This window comes from Terribacillus aidingensis (assembly GCF_040703035.1).
GTDB lineage: Bacteria > Bacillota > Bacilli > Bacillales > Amphibacillaceae > Terribacillus.
Genome location: NZ_CP159996.1, coordinates 453,083 through 470,939 on the forward strand (window position 1 = coordinate 453,083; position 17,857 = coordinate 470,939).

Sequence of the window (17,857 nt, forward strand, 5' to 3'; positions counted from 1 at the left end):
ATTTAGTCTTGTGTATAACTTTCTTGTTCTTCGCTAAGTGTTTCCCATTCCTCCATCACTTCCAGAAGTGTTGCCTGAAGTTCCTCATTCTTTTCAGTGATTTCCTGGGCCTTCTGATAATCCTGGAAAATGTCCGGATCTGTGAGCAAAGTCTCATTGCTTTCAATCTCAGTCTCCAGTTCGGCTATCTTCTCTTCCAGCTCCGAAATGCGCCGTTCCCGTTTCCGTATTTCCCGCTTTATTGCCTTATCTTGATGATAAGAGGATTTGCTCTCCTGTGTAACAGTTGTTTGTTTCGTTTCTGCAGCAGAAGCCTCCAGAGCAGCAATTTCCTGCTTCTCTTGTTTCTTTTCGATAAAATAATCATAGTTGCCCAAGTAGGATATAATCTGCTTGTCCGCCATTTCCAGTACTTGTGTGGAAACTTTATTCATGAAGTATCGGTCATGTGAGACAAAGAGTATAGTACCCGGATAGTCGGCTAATGCACTTTCCAATACTTCCTTGCTGTCTAAATCAAGGTGGTTGGTCGGTTCATCCATGATCAAGAGATTTGATTTCTGCATCATCAGCTTCGCAAGGGCAAGACGTGCTTTTTCACCACCGCTTAGCGTGTTGACGACTTTGAGGACATCATCGCCAGTGAACAGGAAATTGCCAAGAATTGTGCGGATATCCTTTTCATCCATAAGTGGATACTCATCCCATAGCTCGGCAAGGACACTCTTCGAGGAATGCAATTCTGTCTGCTCCTGGTCGTAATAGCCGATGCTGACGCCTGTCCCAAGTTCCACATGACCGGACTTAGCAGGCAGCTTTCCAATGATAGTCTTGAGCAAAGTCGTCTTACCAGTTCCATTCGGTCCAGTAAGAGCAATGCGGTCTTGACGATTCATATGGAAGGTAACGTGTTCGAAGACAGGGGAGGTACTTTCCGGATACTGATAGGACAAGTCCTTTACCTTTAATACATCATTTCCGCTCCGCCGATCAATATCAAATGTGAGTTTCGCAGAAGATGCATCATGAAGCGGCCGATCGATTCTCTCCATCTTTTCCAGCTGTTTGCGTCTGCTTTGCGCGCGCTTTGTCGTTGTGGCACGTGCGATGTTCTTTTGGACGAATTCTTCCATCTTTTTAATTTCGGACTGCTGCTTCTCGTATTGCTTCAGCTCCCGCTCGAAATTGGCAGCTTTCTGTTCAAGATAATTACTGTAATTTCCTTTATAACGAACAGAGTGATTATGAGCTATCTCAATGACGGTATTGACGGTTTTGTCGAGAAAGTAACGGTCGTGCGATACAACTACGACAGCACCCTGGTAGCTGCTCAAATATCCTTCCAGCCAGTCCAAGGTAGAAATGTCCAAGTGGTTAGTCGGCTCATCCAGTATTAACACGTCTGGTTTCTGGAGGAGAAGCTTACCTAATGCAAGTCGCGTCTTTTGACCGCCGCTTAATGAACCTATCGGTGTGGACAAGTCCTTATCTCCGAATCTCAAACCGTTCAGTACAGAACGGATATCTGCTTCATATTGATAGCCTCCGTTCAAGCGGAAGGCCTGCTGTTTTGTATCATAATTGGTTAGAAGCTGCTGGTAGGCAGTATCGTCTGAAATAAGTTCAGGATCTCCCATCCTTTCTTCCAGACGGCGCAGCTCTTCCTCTTGCTGTATAAGATCTGCGAAAACAGTTTTCATTTCTTCCAGGATGCTTTTTTCAGATTCCAAGCCGGTATGCTGCTCCAAATACCCAAGAGTGGCATCCTTTGCTAAGAATACATTTCCTTCGTCATAGCTTAATTCCCCTGCAAGGATCTTCAGCAAGGTCGATTTTCCTGCACCGTTTCGTCCGACAATGGCTAATCGGTCCTGTGTTTGCACTTCCAGTTTTATATTAGATAAAATGACGTCTGCGCCAAATAGTTTCGTTATATTGTTAGCTTGCAATAAAATCATTCTGTTCACCTCATACTATCAGTGTATCCTATGTGACAAAACAGTAGCAAGCACCGAATTCCAGCGCTTTTCGCATTCATGCTGATGGACATCAGAAATGAATTTGTTAAAATGGAGACAAGGTACGTCTTTGTGAATCTGTACAAGACTTTCCTTCTCAAATCTGTTAGAATAAGTTGTTAACTATAATCGTACTTTGTGAAAGTATCATATGTAACAATTCAAGGACGAAGCCGCAGGCAGCATCTGCAACTCCTTACAGATGCGAGAAAGGAACCTGTCTGCATCCATTATTCCATTCTTTAGGAATAGGTGCTGATCATATACGACAGAAGGTAACAGAACGAAAGCGTTCTAGTCCGATAGGCCTTTTTGATCAGCTGCATGGCTGCACGAAGTTCCCTTCTGGAAGCTGCAGGCTTTAGGAGGATAAATGAGCATGTATATGGACCAAAATAAAATACCAAAAGCTACGGCAAAGCGGTTGCCGCTTTATTATCGATTTCTGAACAGTCTGCATCTGCAGGGGAAGACAAGAGTCTCTTCAAAAGAACTCAGTGAATCGGTTAAAGTAGACTCAGCTACAATCCGCCGGGACTTTTCCTATTTCGGAGCACTTGGTAAAAAAGGCTATGGTTATAATGTAGAGTACTTGCTGAACTTCTTCCGGAAAACACTAGATCAAGATGAGATCACAAGAGTGGCGCTCATCGGGGTCGGTAATCTTGGAACAGCTTTCCTGAATTATAACTTTACGAAGAATAACAATACAAAAATAGAAATGGCTTTCGATACGGATCCAGGAAAAGTTGATCATAATATCGGTGGTGTCCCTGTATACCATATCGACGATCTGGAACAATATATCAGCAATGTTAGTGCAGCGATCCTGACGGTGCCAGCGCATGCTGCACAAGCAATCACCGATCGTCTTGTCGAATGCGGTATTGCTGGAATCCTGAACTTTACGCCAGCGCGTATTGCGGTACCGAGCAATATTCGTGTTCACCATATCGATTTGGCTATTGAATTGCAGTCATTAGTTTATTTTTTGAAGCATTATTAATTCAAGCACCTCTCATACAGAGGTGCTTTTTCTTTAGAAAGTCAAACTGGAATCAATTCATGTTTTTATCGTATTATTCACGGCTAAATCAAGATCAGGCAGAGACACAAGAAATGTAAGCTGAAGGGAAGTGTAAGCATGGAGCATCAAGAAGCCATCACATTAGAGAATGTGACGTATGAAACGGAGAAAAACCATATCATCCATGATATTACAGGTGCGTTCACAAAGGGGAAGATTACAGCAATAATCGGCCCATCAGGCGCAGGGAAAACGACACTTTTTCGATTATGCAATGGATTACTGTCACCCTCAGGCGGAAATATCCTGATTGATGGGAAGGAAATCGTAACGTTTGATCCTGTGAGCTTACGTCGTCATGTCGGTATTGTTCTCCAACAAGCAATCATGCTTGAAGGAAGCGTTCGTGATAATCTGGCATTGCCATTACAGCTCTCTGAAAAGGAGCTGTCTGATGATGAGGCAGAGCGGATGATACAGTTGGTAGGCTTGGAACCTGATATCTTGAATCAGAATAGCAGGGATTTATCAGGCGGGCAGAAGCAGAAGGTCTCTATTGCTAGAACACTGCTGAATGAGCCGGGGATTTTACTGCTGGATGAAATCACCTCTTCCTTGGATCGAGTTTCTAGGCAGGATATTGAGAATCTGATGAAGCGGGTCAATAGAGAGAATGGAACGACGATCATCTGGATCACGCATAACTTGGAACAAGCAAAAACGGTTGCAGATGAAGTCTGGGTCATGATAAATGGCACGATTGCCGAAGCAGGACCGATTGCCATACTTGACCATCCAGAGAATGATGCCGTTAAGCACTTTGTCATGGAGGAGGAAAAATGAATGCACTTGCTTTGTTACTCACTCTGTTATTTGTCCTTATTCCACTTTTCTTATCTAAGACATTACAACTGGGACTCGAAAAAGATACGGTCATTGCAACAGTCCGTTCCATTATCCAGCTGTTTGCAGTTGGCTATGTGCTGCAGTTTATCTTCGATTCCGGTAATATCCTTTATATTTTCCTGATGGTGGCGCTCATGATCGGTGCAGCAGTACAAAATGCAAGAAAAAAAGGAGCATCTATCAGAGGCATTACATGGAAACTGGTGCTTACATTCATTGTAATCGAAGTACTGACACAAGGGATTCTTTTAGGACTTCAGATTACTCCTCCAACTGCACAATATATCATCCCATTAAGCGGAATGGTTATAGGGAATTCTATGGTGCTAGGTATTTTGTTTTTGAATCGCTTCACTTCAGAAGTGGCGTCCAGAAGAGAGGAAACAGAGCTTATCCTTTCATTGGGCGGCACACCGAAGCAAGCAATTCAACGCTCCCTGCTGGCATCCATTAAGGCAAGTACTATTCCCACGATAGAAAGCCAAAAAACGATTGGGCTAGTTCAGCTGCCAGGTATGATGAGCGGTCAAATCATTGCCGGAGCAGATCCGCTCCAGGCAGTTATGTTCCAGCTCCTGATTCTCTTCCTGCTGCTTACAACAGCCATTGTGACAAGTACCCTGCTAGGCTTCTTGTCTTATCCAACGAAGTTTAATGAACGAATGCAGGTTATAGATTAGAAAATCGTTTCTGCAGCGAACATGAAGTTGTCAATACCGCAAGAAAAGCCGCCTATATAAAAAGGACGGCTTTTTTTGTATTACAATGGAAAAGGTTCAAACACACTATCGATTATAGTGCCATCATACACAAAACTGACCGTACTGCCTCCCTGCCAAATGCCGATTTCATAATCGTCTTCTTCCCCATATAGAATCACTGTGGCATCAAAGGCTGAATAGGAAGCTTCAGGACGCATTTCATCGCGTTTGCATGTATTGATGCATTTCAGTATATAATCGACCCGCTCCTTATCTGTAACCGTCACAGATGAATTAGTGGCTTCTGGAACATACACTTCGATTTGTCTTATAGTATCTTCAATAAGTGCATCCTGCTTAAAAGGTTTGAAAGCAGCAAATATCCAGACAGTGACTCCGGTAAGCAAGAGAAAAATGATAAGGAAACGGATGGTATTGGCAAGCAAGCAAAATCCCCCTAAAGTCTTTTCTTTATCATCTCACACTTCTATAAAAGGAATTTTAATGATATTGTAAATATCATACAGATAAGTTTCGGGTATCGAAGTAATAGCGACTCCTCGTTTGTTAGCGCTGTTTTAAGGGAAAAGGCTACTATCATAGTTGTAGGAGGCGCTAGTATGTATGAGAAAATCCTATTGGCTGTCGACGGTTCAGAGCACTCAATGAGAGCGACAGAAGAAGTAATCAAAATCTGTCAGGCCAGCACAAAGCCTGTACAGCTGGAAGTTACCCATGTCATACAAGATATAAAAAATAGCGAGATTGTTCTGCAGCAGGTAAAGCCGGATGATAGGAACCGGGACGGAGAACTTCGTATCCAGTCAAATGAAGCGGTACTGCAGAATGCGAATATTCCCTATACCCGTACCATCGAACGTGGAGATGCGGGTAGAACAATTGCCAATAAGGCAAACAATGGTGCGTTTGACTTGGTTGTAATAGGAACAAGAGGTTTAAATGGCTTTCAGAAGCTTGTAGTTGGAAGTGTAAGTACAGAAGTGATCAAAAGAGCGAATTGCCCAGTGTTGGTCGTAAAATAGGAAGCGTTACCAACTGGAGTGAAACGCAAAAACAGTTGGGAGTATGCATGTGAGTAAACTAGAATCCAAGTGGTTGGTCGTTGTAGCTGTCCTTTTTGGGACTTTCACTGTTATTTTGAACAATAGTATGCTGAATCCGGCGCTGCCAACATTGATTTCTACATTCGATGCCAATGCTGTCAGTGTCGGCTGGATACTGACGATTTTCATGGTTGCAATGGGTATGACGATGCCTGTTACCGGCTACCTTGGGGATCGGTTCGGGAAAAAAAGTATTTACTTATTAGGTCTTGTTGTATTCCTCGCAGGGTCCATCTTTGGTATTTTCTCCGGCAGTCTGCCATTTGTCATCACGGCGCGTTTTATTCAAGGAATCGGCGGTGGATTGATGATGCCGATATCAATGGCACTCATATTCCAGGCCTTCCCGAAGCAGGAGCGCGGACTTGCAGTCGGTGTATATGGCGTAGCGGCAATGGTAGCTCCAGCAATCGGCCCGACGATTGGCGGTGTGCTGATTGCTTACTTACCATGGCCGTTCCTATTTGCTTTTAATTTGCCGTTCGGCCTTCTCGGTTTACTGATGGCTAGTCGTTACTTGAAATCCACAGCCGCTGATCCGAAGCGCCGCTTCGACAAGGGCGGTTTTGTATTCGTTACGATTGGTATCGGTTTGGTTCTGTACGCACTGGGCCGCGGACAGACACTGGAAGTGCTTGTATCAGCATCTAACCTTGCGCTGATAGCAGCAGGGATACTAGCTATTGCAATTTTTGTTTTTTATGAGCGGCGGAAAGAGCAGCCGTTATTGGAGCTCTCACTGTTCCGTAATCCAAGCTATACAGTTTCGATACTTGTAACAGCGACAGCGTCCATTGGACTATTTTCTGGGATATTCCTGCTGCCATTATTGATTCAGAATGTCTACGGACTTAGTGAGATCCAGACAGGGCTCCTATTCTTACCGGCAGCATTATTCAGCGGGGCCATGATGTCATTGGGCGGAAAGCTTTTAGATAAAAAAGGGCCGCGCTGGGTAGTGCCTCCTGGGCTGCTGATTTTGGCTATAGCCACTTTCCTGATTGGGAATCTTAGTCTGTCTACACCATTCTGGCTGATCCTGGTAATCAATATGCTTCGGGGTGCAGGTCTCGGTCTCAGCAATATGCCTGCTACGACTGCAGGGATGAACGACATTCCAGAACATCTTGTATCCCAAGGCTCTGCGATGAACAATGTGTTACGGCAAATATCATCCGCCTTCGGTATTGTCTTCTTCAGTATCTACTTTGAAGTGCGCCGAGCACATCTCACAGCTGCAGGAGAAGCAGCCCAACAGGCGAGCTTGCAGACAATCAATGAGGCCTTTGTATTTTCCGGAATATTGATTCTCATTATGGTGCCGATATCTTTCATTATGCGTTATAAAACAGAGAAGAAGCAGGAACACAAAGCCGAAGAAGTATCCAATGGTTGAAGTAAAATCAAGTAACCGATAGTACGGAACGTAGATTGATGGTTAGAGGGGAAAGCATTTCCCGGGAAACTGGCCTGGTCAAAAGGAGAATCCTTAAAATTGAATTAAAAAAATAACCTCTGAAGCAATCAAATGCTCCAGAGGTTATTTTTTAGAAGTCTACGTCTTTGCGTTCAAGGGCAGCAATATATAGCTGTTTCATTTGCTCAACAGATGTCTCACTCGGATTTGTGCCAGTACATGGATCTGTAACTGCATTAGCAGACATGTCTTCTACGTGGTCGTAGAACACCCACATCGCTTTGGCAGCACTGCCGCCGATTCCAATAACCCAGTCTGGACCGAATTCTTCAAATGCTTTTATAGTTAAATATAATAAGATACCCATCCTGCCGGTGACAGGATGTTTTTTTCATTTGACGGATTGTGTAATATTAAATGCTATAGCTAAAAACAAAGTAGCCCAATGAATGGATTTGTGAAAAAATGAAAGTGTAAGATCTAAAGACTAAAGATCAATTTTTTATTACGCAAATATAGGAGAAGTAAAGTATGACGATTTAACTATGATGGCAGAACTGACTAGTTTTAAAATAAATATAAACAAGCACTTAGATATAGGGGTTCAAGCAGGAGAGATCTCTGAAGGGACTGGGAAGCATTTTATGAGGATAGTGTCCTTATGTGGGAGGCTCTGTTTAATGAAGCGCATTAAAAAAGTGAGGAACTTGGTGAGGTTCTTATTCCTCTTTAAATTCTATGAAAAAAGCTTTGTAATCTGGATTACAGAAAATTAACTTAATGTAATTTATGATGAATGTAACACTCCGCTATAGATTATGTTACACGAGGAACGGATGTCATTCGCAACATTGAAAGGAGAGGCAGTATGTTACATTTTAAAGCGATGGAAAATATAGAATCATTTTTGCCACAAATAAAGATATTTGAATCGCTTCCGGTAGAAATTATCCGTGAAATCGAACAATTGGTAACAAAATCAATTACGTATAAGCTTTCAAAAAATTCTATTCTTCAGACGCCCGGAAATGAAAGGAAGGGCTTATTTTTCGTAATTGCCGGTAAACTTCGCTTGTACAAAACCAATTCGGACGGCAAACAACATACGGTCTGCATCCTAAGTGAAGGCGGCATGTTCGGTGAAGTTGAAACGTTTTCATTGGGCACAACAGGGGCTTATGTGGAGACGATGGAAGACTCGATTGTTTTTTCGATTCCGACTGAACAATTCGAACCTCTCTTAAGAAAGTATCCTGAATTATCTTTACGATTTTTATCAGAAATAAGCAAACGCCTGCGAGATCAGGAGGAATTGGTGGAAAAATTGGTTTTCAGGGATCTCCGTGGTAAAGTGCTTTACTTTCTCCACCGACTATCTAAGAAGTTCGGAATAGAAGAAAGTGGATACCTAAAAATAGATATTCCGTTGACTCATCAAGAATTGGCCAATATGATCGGTGCCACAAGAGAAGCGGTATCGATTATCTTACAAGAACTATCTAATGAAGGTATTATCGTGACCAGCCGTAGAATGGTCATGGTTCATATCGGAAAAGCGATGAAAGAACTAGCTTGATTTCAAGACTCGTATGAATTTCCATTCAAATGTATGCTTTCGGCGTAATCTACATTACTGATGAATTCTTCATCTAGCCTTATGATAAATGGCGTAACGGAAACTTATAGGAGGGGAGTCAACATGTCCAATCAACAAGTTCAACTCAATATTCGATTCAAAACTAAACCAGGGAAAAAAGAAGAATTCCGCAAGGAGCTATCTTCCCTTATTGAGGAGATGTCATCCGAAAAGGCATTTATTAGTGCCATTGTATCAGACGATCTGGATCAACCGGATGACTTGATCATTTATGAAACATGGCAAGGCACGAGAGATAGCTGGCTTGCAGAAGAATTTGTTAAACCATACCGCAAGAATTACGAAGGAAGACTGGGTGATCTAATTGTGGATAGAAGCGTCAGCTGGTTGCAACCGACGGGCGAATGGGGAAGTCATATAACGAATGCGTGATGAAGTTGAAACTTTAACGTTTTAAGGTCTGGGACGATACAAAAATATTATGGGAGGCATATAGATATGGGGAGATTTGAAGGAAAGGTAGTAGTTGTCACCGGAGGAACAAGCGGTATCGGACTTACGACGGCACAACGATTTGTTTCCGAAGGGGCCTACGTATTCATTACCGGCCGTAGACAAATGGAGCTGGAAGCAGCTGTAAAATTGCTTGGTGAACGGGTTACCGGAGTTCAAGGTGACATTTCTAATTTGAAGGATTTGGACAAACTGTTTGATAAGGTTAAGCAGGAGAAAGGACATCTGGATATTCTCTTTGCAAACGCTGGAATTGGCAGCATTCTACCCTTAAGTCAAATTACGGAAGAGCAGTACAACACGACTTTCGGAGTGAACGTAAAGGGTACTTTATTCACCATACAAAAGGCTTTGCCACTGTTTCCAGATATGACAGGAACCATCATCTTAACGGGATCGACGGCTGGTACGATCGGCGATCCAGGATTTAGTGTCTACGGAGGTAGTAAGGCGGCTCTCCGTCAGATGGCGAGGAGCTGGATAATGGATTTGAAAGGTACAGGGATTCGACTTAATGTACTGAGCCCTGGCGGCGTTCATACTCCTGCTTATGATGATATGTTTGGCGAGGCGGTAGATCAAGTCCTTGAATCAGCGAAGAATACCGTTCCGCTAAGCCGCATGGGCAAGACGGAGGAGATTGCCGACGCGGTTATGTTTCTGGCCTCGGAGGAAAGCGGCTATGTGAACGGCATCGAATTGTTTGTAGATGGCGGGATGGCTCAAGTCTGACCGTGAATCAGAAGGGATGAGTCGTCGTTTATTTAAGCAGTTCCTAATAAGCCCATGTATCAACTCAGGCAGAGGAGTATATAATCTCTCTGCCTTTCGCTTCGGTGTCGTAAGAGGAACTAGCGTAAGCTATTCGCCTCATCAACCATCGTCAACTGTCAACTGTCGCACTTAGCTTGACAATCTGTCATTTGAAGATACTTATGGCAGAAAAAATAAGCAATAAACACATAATGAAATTAATCGATCTTGTATATTTGTTGAAGAATTTTTTGAATGCCGAACCGAAGGCAGCCCATAAAAGGAGACCTAAACAGCCAATGATGATAGTTACGGCTGCATACAGGACAACCGAGGAAATGGAAGCCTTGAAAGGCAAGATAAAAGTCGACATCGCCGTGACGAAGTATAGGATGCTTTTGATATTAATAAGCTGGAAAAGAAAGCCGGAAAGGAAGGAGGGGCGCTCAATTGCATCCTCCTCTTTTTTACTTTTATCGAACATGATTTTATAGGCAATAAACAGCAGATATACAGCTCCTAAAACCTTAAGATAAGGCTCTACAGCAGGAATCCAGCTATATACTGTCTTCGTTAGTACCGTTCCGATAATACCTAATAAAATAAATCCTGCAACGATACCGCTATTAAATTTCCAAGCTCCCTTCAGCCCATGTTTTCGTGATTCATTCATAAGCAGCAGATTACTTGGACCAGGTGTAATGCTAGTGATGATAATATAAGAAAAAAATGCAGTAAGACTCATGGATGATCTTTCTCCTTTTTACGATTGCGGATTAACATGACCCATTGTATGATGAAAATTGGTATCGGTAAAATTGAAATTACAAATAGATAGTATTGATATTTTCGATAAAGGGGGAGCGGCGATGGAGATAAGGCAATTCATTACCTTCCGCACAATCGTGGATGTAGGTAGTTATACGAACGCAGCTGCAAAACTGGGATATACACAATCTACCATCACAGCGCATATTCAGGCTCTGGAACAGCAGCTTGGTGGTCCGGTATTTTCGTATGTAAAAAGAGAGCTTCATTTAACAGACTTAGGTCGGGAATTAGTAGGAATGGTAGATGAGTTACTTGGTTCCTACCAGCGGATAAAGAAGTTGAATGATGACAGGGTGAATGGAGAGCTGAAAATTACTGCGCCGGAATCGCTCACTATTTCCCGACTAGGTCCAATACTGAAGGCTTATTCCATGCAATATCCAGAAGTGAAAATCAAACTAAGTAATGGTACATGCGGGGATAACCAAAAAGAGCTGATGAATGGGAACGTGGATGTGGCATTCATGCTGTGGCCGGAGCTTGAAACGGATAACTATGTATATCATAAGCTGCATAAAGAAGAGATTATCTTGGTAACTGCTCCGGAAGCAAAGGCACATTTCGATGATTACAAGGGAACAGAAGCTTGTTTTGTAACAAATGAAGAAGGTTGCAGCTACCGGGTGATGTTTGAGGAGCACTTGATCAAACAGGATATACCTAGATTCCAATCGATGGAACTGTGGAGTCTTGAGGCCATTAAGAAAGTTGTAGCCAGCGGATTGGGATTTGCGGCACTTCCGCTCGTTACAGTGGAAAAAGAAATAGAGAGTGGGACTCTGAAGCTATTGGAACATGGAGAGAGCTTCAAACCTATTTACTCTTATATGATGGTAAGGTCGAAAAATTGGCACTCACCAGCTGTGGATAAGTTCTTGGAGCTAACGCTGAAACTTTCTGATAATCAAGCGGAAGACGTCACATAAAACGAATACTATCCTGAAAAAGATAAACTGCGAAATAATCAGCAGTTTATTTTTTTGATTTATTAAAGGAAATTTATGCTAAAATTTACAGGGGATTTTTAAGTTTTTCCTACAGGTACCGATAGTGATTGAACAATTCAGTAAAAAAAAGCAGAAAGGAAAGAATATGAAAAAGCTGATAAGTACAATAGTAAAGACACTGACCTTTTTTATAGGTTGGGCAATATTAATTTCTTTTACACCTGATTTACAGACAGATAATCCAGCACTGCTAAGATTATGGTGGGAATTTACACCGCTTGCTGCAGTAGTTTTATTTTCTATTTGTTTTGTTTTTCTAATAGAAAAGAAGAAAATAAAAGTTCCTGTAACTGTAAACTTACCTAAAAACATTCTGGTGGGTGCTGTTATTGGAGTTTTCTGGCTGGGCAGTGTGGCAGCAATGCTTTTACTCACAAAGACCATGCATATTCAAGGTGTGTATCATGTTGATTACTTATGGATTTGGATTTTGGCATCACTGTTTAATACGATTATGCAAGAATTGCTTGTCAGAGGTTATCTGTATCAATTATGGAAACGTAGATATAATACGACCACTGCAACTATTTTAACTACGATTTTATTTACTGCTATGCATGGCGGTGCTTTTGAAGCGGGGATCATCCCTGTTCTAAATGTTATTTCCATGAGTGTGCTTGTAACGATGCTATTGGAATACACCGGTACCATAGCAGCGCCAATCCTTGCTCACTTCATTTGGAACACAATCGGTGCGATCATTTTAGGAGGCGTATCTTTGGTAAGCGATTATCCAAAACTGTTAAACAGCACATATCAAGGTGTGGAATGGATAGCAGGTGGTGTATATAAAATGGAAGGAAGTATTATTGTATTCGTTGTTAATATGATTTTACTTACATACTTGTTCTTATTAAGTAGAAAAAGATCTGCTTTAGCATTTGACTGAGTTTACTCCCATAGGTGTGCAAAAGGCGGATAGAATTGTGCACAAAAAAGGAGCTTGGATGTCCAAGCTCCTTTTAAAAGAATAACAGCTTCTTTTACGTTCAAAATTATTTCAAGAACTGTTCTTCGAAGAAGTCCAGCTGATAATCCAAAGTCAATGCATCATTGAACAGGAATGCATTCGCATCTGCAGTCAAAACATGTCCTTCTTTTACAGCAGGTATTTCTTTGAACATTTCTGTTTCCTGGTATGAATTATCTTGATCGCTATACTCACTGATAACAAGATAATCGCCAACATATTCAGGAAGTACTTCTGAGGAAATCATCGTATAGCCGTCTTTTTCAGTCATTTCCTTTACTTTATCCGGCATTGAAAGTCCCATTGCTTGATAAAGGACTTCTGTACCGCGCCCCCAGCTGTCTCCAAGCACGCCCATGCCTTTTTCATAGCTTTCCATCACAGTGACAGTTGCATCCTCGCCAATTTTGTCTTTGATTTCATCACCTGTCGTTTTCGCACGTTCCTTGAAGTCATCGACCCATTGCTGTGCTTCATCACCTTTATTCAGCAGCTTTCCGATTTCGACATGCTGCGTTAGGTAATCGACTTTGTTATACGTATACGTGACAGTAGGGGCAATTTCTTCGAACTTATCCAGATTCTTTGTTGTGTCGGCAGCGATGATCAGATCAGGCTTCAGTTCAAGGATTTTTTCAACATCTTCCTCGCTTACTGTTTCCGCATCTTTTAACCCGTCTGCAAGAACAGGGCTGCTTTTCGCCCATTGATCTACACCGACAATATTAACGCCAAGGGAAAGTACATCACCAGCATATGATGCTAAGACTACAACTCTTTTTGGATCAGTCGGGACCTCAACGGGACCTGTTTCAGATTCGTATGTAAAGGTTTCTTTTGTCTCTTTTTCGCTGCCAGAGGCAGTAGATTCCTCTGAAGAACCGCATGCGCTGAGAATGAGAAGGAAGAGACCGATTATAGCAATTAGTGCTTTTTTCATTTTATATTCCTGCTTTCTGCTGTTTTGTTTATGATAATGATAATCAATATCAATTAGGTAAATAATAGAATGATTCCAGCCGAATGTCAATAAGATATTCAATTGCTGATTTTGATTTCATACAAGATCTGTCTGGCTGGTTGATATAAATTTTGAACGTTAAAGTCACCTACAAGCCTTTTTTTCTTATGGTAAGATTATGGTAGTAATAAATTCTTTTAGAGAAAGGGCAGGAAGGACTTTATGCATTTGGAATTAGACACGATTTTGCTCATTATTCTTTTCGGATTTCTTGCCGCATTCATTGATTCTGTTGTCGGAGGAGGCGGGCTGATTACGATTCCGGCATTGCTGTTTGCGGGACTGAACCCTGCTGCCGCTGTGGCAACGAATAAACTCGCCGGAACGCTGGGATCATTTACAAGCACGCTCATGTTCTATCGATCTGGCAATCTGGATTTAAAATCGGTTATGAAGTTCTTTCCGTTATCCTTCATCGGCTCAATGCTCGGAGCATGGACCGTACACGTTATCGATCCAGCATTATTCAAGCCGCTCATGCTAATAATGCTGATTGCTGTTGCTATTTATACGATCATAAAAAAAGACTGGGGCAGCGTTTCTACCTACAAAAGATTAACGCCAAAAAGACTGCTTATTTTTGCAGCAGTCCTGACGTTTATCGGTTTCTATGACGGTTTTCTCGGACCAGGAACAGGTTCATTCCTTATGTTCGCCTTCCTGTTCATCGGCTTGGATTTCCTTCGTGCAGCAGGAAGCGCAAAGCTGTTGAACTTCGGCAGTAATGTATCCGCGCTGATTTTATTTATGATTTTGGGTCAAGTACACTACGCTATTGGTCTTATTATGGGGATATCAGGTATTTTTGGATCAATTGCTGGTTCACGTTTTGCGATTAGACGCGGGAGCGGGTATGTACGGATTCTGTTTATTGTTGTAACGACTGTACTGATTGTGAAGAACGTATATGACTACATAAAGGAAATCATGTAAAAAAGGCCGATTAGGCCTTTTTGATTTGTATGTAGCATTCGTCATGTTAGCAGATAAAAGTGCCGTACCAGATCACGCTCTGTCAAAAGGATTACGCTCTGGTTTCCAGCACCTTTAACGATAGGTTACTTGCTGAAAACGATACCAGGTCAAGTTTTTTTTTCAAACACGGAGCGTTATACTGTAATCAAGTACATAGCGAGAGGGAGTACATATGGCGACAATCAAGGATTTAGCCAGGATGGCTGGTGTCTCGGTGACGACTGTATCCCGGGTGCTCAATGATCATCCTTATGTGAGTGAGGAGAAGCGGAAAGCTGTGCTGGAGGCGATCGGACAGACTGGATATGAAAAGAATGTAAATGCGGTACATCTGAAAACTGGAAAAACAGAGTTAATCGGTGTAGTGCTGCCTTTTTCGGATCATCCTTACTTTGCACGTCTATTGAAAGGAATAGCGAGACAGGCATTCAAGCATAACTTCAAGCTCGTATTGATACAGACAGATTATCAAACAGAGAGGGAAAAAGAGGCATTGCAGATGCTCCGGCAAAAGCAGATCGATGGACTCATCATCTGTTCGCGCAGCTGTGAGCTGTCCTTGATAAAGTCTTACAAACAGTATGGACCGATTGTTGTATGCGAGAAGGTACCGGAGGAATTGTCATCTTCGTATGTCGATCATTATCAGGCTTTCCAGGACGCACTCTCCTATCTATATGAGGAAGGACATACTAAGATCGGCTATTCCGTGAGCAGGCTCGATGGGACGAGCAGTAAGAACCGCAATGCTGCTTACCGGGATTTCTTTGCAGCAAGAAAACTGCCATATCGTTCAGATTATGTGTTCGATAGGATGCTATATTTTGAGGATGGCGAGACGATAGTAAAAAAGCTGCAGCGGATGGAAGATCCGCCATCGGCGATGATTATAACAAGCGATCAAGTTGCTGCTGGCGTGATAACGTATGCAAATAAGGTTGGATTACGTATTCCGGAAGAGCTGGCCATTATCGGATTCGATGACCTTCCAATGGCCCGAATGATGGGTATTACAAGTATGCATCTGCCGCTGGAGGAAATGGGAGAGCATCTATTCCAGCAAGTTATGGAGAAGGATGCGAACCAGAAGCTATTCCATACTAAACTAATCAAGCGGAAAACGGTGTGAAGTTCTTATGTTTTTGGAGGAGAAATTATGTTTGGAACAATATTCAATGTAGCAATGATCATCATCGGCAGTACACTTGGGACTGTCTTTAAGAAAGGTATGAGAGATAGATATCAAACTATCCTCATGCAGGCAATGGGATTAGCTGCACTGGCATTAGGTGTCAACGCTATAGTTGGACATCTGCCGGACAGTAAATATTCTGTCCTATTCATTATCAGTTTGGCGATCGGAGCGATAGTCGGTGAAAAACTGGATCTGGATGCAAGGTTTACGAACGTTGTAAAGAAGTTTACCAAGTCGAATTTGGCGGAAGGTCTGTCTACAGCAATTCTTCTGTTCTGCATTGGATCTCTTTCTATACTAGGCCCAGTAGAAGCCGCACTGCATGGTAATTATTCCTACTTGCTTGCAAACGGTATGCTGGATTTTGTTACGTCTTTGGTCCTGGCGTCAACCTTTGGATTTGGAATAGCATTATCAGCAGGGGTTTTATTCGTATGGCAGGGTTCGATTTATTTAGTGGCAAAAGCATTGGAAAGTACGGTGAATGTGGATCTGCTGAATGAAGTAAGCATAGTCGGCGGCGTCTTGATCATGGCATCAGGTTTAAGCATATTAGGGATAAAGAAATTCAAGACAATGAACTTCCTGCCAGCGTTGCTTGTACCGCCTGTCTTCTTTTTGATATTAAAGATTTTTTAATCAGGATTAAGGAGGAGTAGCATGGATGGAGAGGTAAAAGAGGCATTTATAAAATCGAAATCCAAGGATAAGCAAGAAAGCTATGAAGCATATCTATACATAATGCAAGCGACAGAAAAACAAGTGGATTGGGCATATGAGGTCTGGGATGACTTGCTGGAAGGTTTGACGGATAAAGATAACCATCAACGTTCCCGTTCAGCTCAATATTTAGCTAATTTAGCAAAGAGTGATCCGGAGAATAGAATGCTTACAGATTTGCCTCAGCTTTGGGAAGTGACCAAGGATGAGAAGTTCGTTACTGCCAGACATAGCCTGCAATCATTTTGGAAAGTCGGTCTTGCCGGTGCTGAACAAAAAGACTTGGTTATGGCATATATGATCGATCGTTTTAAAAATGCTACGAATGAAAAGAATTATACGTTAATTCGTTTTGATATTCTGCAGAATATGAAACATCTGTATGACCAGTTGGAAGATGAAGCTATTAAGCAAACGGCGATGGATTTGATTGAGACAGTCGAGGAAGAAAAGTATAAGAAAAAGTATAAAAGTGTGTGGAGATGATGGACTACTAGCGGAATATAGGGCAACAGCCATACATGGTTTATTGAAGGAGTGGAGAAATACAATGTATGAAACGCGACTGGCAAACCGAGAAGAATTGCCTTTGATAGGGAACTACTGGTTTCAAATGACAAGGGAAATGGGAGAGGTAGACGGTCTACCTGTGCCTAGTTCACAAAGAGTCTCGGAAGTCATAGCTATATTCGAGAAGGAATTCGATGCAGGAAATATAATGTTCAAGGTTGTCACAGACGAGATAAATGAAATAGTTGCTTGTGCTGGCGGCCTGATTCGAGAAGAATATACATTTCCTTTGAGTGAAGAGAAATCGCTATTCGGATGGGTTATAGCAGTCTATACACTACCCACTCATCGAAAAAATGGATTGGCTTCTCGTTTAGTAGAGGAAGTATGTGACTGGCTAAAAGATAAGGGAGCCGTACGGGCAAGATTATGGTCCAGCTCCAGTGCGAGACGGATGTACGAAGATCTGGGTTTCAGAAATATGATGGATATGGAGAAGACGTTGTAATATAGTCCAGCTTAAACCTTGATCAAGTTCAGTCATTATTTTTTTCATTACATATAAAAAGCGT

The 17,857-nt window shown here is 42.1% G+C and carries 20 protein-coding genes; 15 read left to right on the forward strand and 5 right to left on the reverse strand.

Annotated elements, in window-relative coordinates; translation table 11 throughout:
- Positions 1 to 2: 2 nt before the first annotated feature.
- Positions 3 to 1,958: an ABC-F family ATP-binding cassette domain-containing protein gene (locus ABXS78_RS02545; RefSeq protein WP_366248774.1), complete on the reverse strand. Its 1,956-nt coding sequence runs from the start codon at positions 1,956 to 1,958 to the stop codon at positions 3 to 5.
- A gap of 439 nt (positions 1,959 to 2,397) precedes the next feature.
- Here ABXS78_RS02545 and ABXS78_RS02550 point away from each other — a divergent pair, with 439 nt between their 5' ends.
- The 3 genes from ABXS78_RS02550 (at position 2,398) to fetB (ending at position 4,631) form a co-directional block, all read left to right on the forward strand.
- Positions 2,398 to 3,024: a redox-sensing transcriptional repressor Rex gene (locus tag ABXS78_RS02550; protein ID WP_095223261.1), complete on the forward strand. Its 627-nt coding sequence runs from the start codon at positions 2,398 to 2,400 to the stop codon at positions 3,022 to 3,024.
- Positions 3,025 to 3,162: 138 nt separating this feature from the next.
- Positions 3,163 to 3,888, forward strand: coding sequence for a phosphate ABC transporter ATP-binding protein (locus tag ABXS78_RS02555; protein WP_366248775.1), 726 nt, complete (start codon positions 3,163 to 3,165; stop codon positions 3,886 to 3,888).
- Positions 3,885 to 4,631: an iron export ABC transporter permease subunit FetB gene (gene fetB, locus ABXS78_RS02560; RefSeq protein WP_366248776.1), complete on the forward strand. Its 747-nt coding sequence runs from the start codon at positions 3,885 to 3,887 to the stop codon at positions 4,629 to 4,631. The genes ABXS78_RS02555 and fetB overlap by 4 nt, the downstream gene beginning before the upstream one ends.
- An 80-nt stretch (positions 4,632 to 4,711) precedes the next feature.
- Here fetB and ABXS78_RS02565 read toward each other — a convergent pair whose 3' ends face one another.
- Positions 4,712 to 5,098 (reverse strand): hypothetical protein, encoded by a 387-nt coding sequence (locus ABXS78_RS02565; RefSeq protein WP_366248777.1) that lies wholly within the window; start codon positions 5,096 to 5,098, stop codon positions 4,712 to 4,714.
- A 174-nt stretch (positions 5,099 to 5,272) separates the two neighbouring features.
- Here ABXS78_RS02565 and ABXS78_RS02570 point away from each other — a divergent pair, with 174 nt between their 5' ends.
- Positions 5,273 to 5,695: a universal stress protein gene (locus tag ABXS78_RS02570; RefSeq protein WP_366248778.1), complete on the forward strand. Its 423-nt coding sequence runs from the start codon at positions 5,273 to 5,275 to the stop codon at positions 5,693 to 5,695.
- Positions 5,696 to 5,744: 49 nt separating this feature from the next.
- Complete coding sequence (locus tag ABXS78_RS02575) at positions 5,745 to 7,172, forward strand: MDR family MFS transporter (RefSeq protein WP_366248780.1); 1,428 nt, start codon at positions 5,745 to 5,747, stop codon at positions 7,170 to 7,172.
- A 151-nt stretch (positions 7,173 to 7,323) separates the two neighbouring features.
- Here the strand turns inward: ABXS78_RS02575 and ABXS78_RS02580 are convergent, their stop codons facing one another.
- Positions 7,324 to 7,560 carry a hypothetical protein gene (locus tag ABXS78_RS02580; RefSeq protein ID WP_366248781.1) on the reverse strand — a complete coding sequence of 79 codons (237 nt, stop codon included), beginning with the start codon at positions 7,558 to 7,560 and terminating at the stop codon, positions 7,324 to 7,326.
- Between the two features lie 501 nt (positions 7,561 to 8,061).
- On the opposite strand from ABXS78_RS02580, the gene ABXS78_RS02585 reads away from it, so the two are divergent.
- The 3 genes from ABXS78_RS02585 to ABXS78_RS02595 all read left to right on the forward strand — a co-directional run bounded on the left by ABXS78_RS02585 (position 8,062) and on the right by ABXS78_RS02595 (position 10,035).
- Positions 8,062 to 8,769: a Crp/Fnr family transcriptional regulator gene (locus ABXS78_RS02585; protein ID WP_366248782.1), complete on the forward strand. Its 708-nt coding sequence runs from the start codon at positions 8,062 to 8,064 to the stop codon at positions 8,767 to 8,769.
- A 123-nt stretch (positions 8,770 to 8,892) separates the two neighbouring features.
- Positions 8,893 to 9,222 (forward strand): antibiotic biosynthesis monooxygenase, encoded by a 330-nt coding sequence (locus ABXS78_RS02590; protein ID WP_366248783.1) that lies wholly within the window; start codon positions 8,893 to 8,895, stop codon positions 9,220 to 9,222.
- 66 nt (positions 9,223 to 9,288) lie between these two features.
- Positions 9,289 to 10,035, forward strand: coding sequence for an SDR family oxidoreductase (locus ABXS78_RS02595; protein ID WP_366248784.1), 747 nt, complete (start codon positions 9,289 to 9,291; stop codon positions 10,033 to 10,035).
- A 187-nt stretch (positions 10,036 to 10,222) separates the two neighbouring features.
- Here the strand turns inward: ABXS78_RS02595 and ABXS78_RS02600 are convergent, their stop codons facing one another.
- Complete coding sequence (locus ABXS78_RS02600) at positions 10,223 to 10,801, reverse strand: LysE family transporter (RefSeq protein ID WP_366248785.1); 579 nt, start codon at positions 10,799 to 10,801, stop codon at positions 10,223 to 10,225.
- A 124-nt stretch (positions 10,802 to 10,925) separates the two neighbouring features.
- Between ABXS78_RS02600 and ABXS78_RS02605 the strand changes: the two genes are divergently transcribed.
- On the forward strand, positions 10,926 to 11,813 hold the full coding sequence (locus ABXS78_RS02605; protein ID WP_366248786.1) for a LysR family transcriptional regulator: 888 nt from the start codon (positions 10,926 to 10,928) through the stop codon (positions 11,811 to 11,813).
- 166 nt (positions 11,814 to 11,979) lie between these two features.
- A complete protein-coding gene (locus ABXS78_RS02610; protein WP_366248787.1) occupies positions 11,980 to 12,783 on the forward strand; it encodes a type II CAAX endopeptidase family protein in 804 nt (267 codons plus the stop codon).
- A 106-nt stretch (positions 12,784 to 12,889) separates the two neighbouring features.
- Here the strand turns inward: ABXS78_RS02610 and ABXS78_RS02615 are convergent, their stop codons facing one another.
- Positions 12,890 to 13,804 carry an iron-hydroxamate ABC transporter substrate-binding protein gene (locus ABXS78_RS02615; protein ID WP_366248788.1) on the reverse strand — a complete coding sequence of 305 codons (915 nt, stop codon included), beginning with the start codon at positions 13,802 to 13,804 and terminating at the stop codon, positions 12,890 to 12,892.
- A gap of 243 nt (positions 13,805 to 14,047) precedes the next feature.
- Between ABXS78_RS02615 and ABXS78_RS02620 the strand changes: the two genes are divergently transcribed.
- From ABXS78_RS02620 to ABXS78_RS02640, 5 genes are all read left to right on the forward strand, one after another.
- Positions 14,048 to 14,818: a TSUP family transporter gene (locus ABXS78_RS02620; protein WP_366248789.1), complete on the forward strand. Its 771-nt coding sequence runs from the start codon at positions 14,048 to 14,050 to the stop codon at positions 14,816 to 14,818.
- 214 nt (positions 14,819 to 15,032) lie between these two features.
- Positions 15,033 to 15,989, forward strand: a complete 957-nt coding sequence (locus ABXS78_RS02625) for a LacI family DNA-binding transcriptional regulator (RefSeq protein ID WP_366248791.1) — start codon at positions 15,033 to 15,035, stop codon at positions 15,987 to 15,989.
- 27 nt (positions 15,990 to 16,016) lie between these two features.
- Positions 16,017 to 16,694, forward strand: a complete 678-nt coding sequence (locus ABXS78_RS02630; RefSeq protein ID WP_366248792.1) for a DUF554 domain-containing protein — start codon at positions 16,017 to 16,019, stop codon at positions 16,692 to 16,694.
- Between the two features lie 21 nt (positions 16,695 to 16,715).
- Positions 16,716 to 17,261 carry a hypothetical protein gene (locus ABXS78_RS02635; protein ID WP_366248793.1) on the forward strand — a complete coding sequence of 182 codons (546 nt, stop codon included), beginning with the start codon at positions 16,716 to 16,718 and terminating at the stop codon, positions 17,259 to 17,261.
- Between the two features lie 64 nt (positions 17,262 to 17,325).
- Positions 17,326 to 17,793 carry a GNAT family N-acetyltransferase gene (locus tag ABXS78_RS02640; RefSeq protein WP_366248794.1) on the forward strand — a complete coding sequence of 156 codons (468 nt, stop codon included), beginning with the start codon at positions 17,326 to 17,328 and terminating at the stop codon, positions 17,791 to 17,793.
- The last annotated feature ends 64 nt before the right edge of the window (positions 17,794 to 17,857 follow it).

Bases quoted from the DNA above. Each gene is read 5' to 3' on its own strand.
- ABXS78_RS02545 (WP_366248774.1), bottom strand. From the start codon at position 1,958: ATGATTTTATTGCAAGCTAACAATATAACGAAACTATTTGGCGCAGAC.
- ABXS78_RS02550 (WP_095223261.1), top strand. From the start codon at position 2,398: ATGTATATGGACCAAAATAAAATACCAAAAGCTACGGCAAAGCGGTTG.
- ABXS78_RS02555 (WP_366248775.1), top strand. From the start codon at position 3,163: ATGGAGCATCAAGAAGCCATCACATTAGAGAATGTGACGTATGAAACG.
- fetB (WP_366248776.1), top strand. From the start codon at position 3,885: ATGAATGCACTTGCTTTGTTACTCACTCTGTTATTTGTCCTTATTCCA.
- ABXS78_RS02570 (WP_366248778.1), top strand. From the start codon at position 5,273: ATGTATGAGAAAATCCTATTGGCTGTCGACGGTTCAGAGCACTCAATG.
- ABXS78_RS02580 (WP_366248781.1), bottom strand. From the start codon at position 7,560: ATGGGTATCTTATTATATTTAACTATAAAAGCATTTGAAGAATTCGGT.
- ABXS78_RS02585 (WP_366248782.1), top strand. From the start codon at position 8,062: ATGTTACATTTTAAAGCGATGGAAAATATAGAATCATTTTTGCCACAA.
- ABXS78_RS02590 (WP_366248783.1), top strand. From the start codon at position 8,893: ATGTCCAATCAACAAGTTCAACTCAATATTCGATTCAAAACTAAACCA.
- ABXS78_RS02595 (WP_366248784.1), top strand. From the start codon at position 9,289: ATGGGGAGATTTGAAGGAAAGGTAGTAGTTGTCACCGGAGGAACAAGC.
- ABXS78_RS02600 (WP_366248785.1), bottom strand. From the start codon at position 10,801: ATGAGTCTTACTGCATTTTTTTCTTATATTATCATCACTAGCATTACA.
- ABXS78_RS02605 (WP_366248786.1), top strand. From the start codon at position 10,926: ATGGAGATAAGGCAATTCATTACCTTCCGCACAATCGTGGATGTAGGT.
- ABXS78_RS02610 (WP_366248787.1), top strand. From the start codon at position 11,980: ATGAAAAAGCTGATAAGTACAATAGTAAAGACACTGACCTTTTTTATA.
- ABXS78_RS02615 (WP_366248788.1), bottom strand. From the start codon at position 13,804: ATGAAAAAAGCACTAATTGCTATAATCGGTCTCTTCCTTCTCATTCTC.
- ABXS78_RS02620 (WP_366248789.1), top strand. From the start codon at position 14,048: ATGCATTTGGAATTAGACACGATTTTGCTCATTATTCTTTTCGGATTT.
- ABXS78_RS02625 (WP_366248791.1), top strand. From the start codon at position 15,033: ATGGCGACAATCAAGGATTTAGCCAGGATGGCTGGTGTCTCGGTGACG.
- ABXS78_RS02630 (WP_366248792.1), top strand. From the start codon at position 16,017: ATGTTTGGAACAATATTCAATGTAGCAATGATCATCATCGGCAGTACA.
- ABXS78_RS02635 (WP_366248793.1), top strand. From the start codon at position 16,716: ATGGATGGAGAGGTAAAAGAGGCATTTATAAAATCGAAATCCAAGGAT.
- ABXS78_RS02640 (WP_366248794.1), top strand. From the start codon at position 17,326: ATGTATGAAACGCGACTGGCAAACCGAGAAGAATTGCCTTTGATAGGG.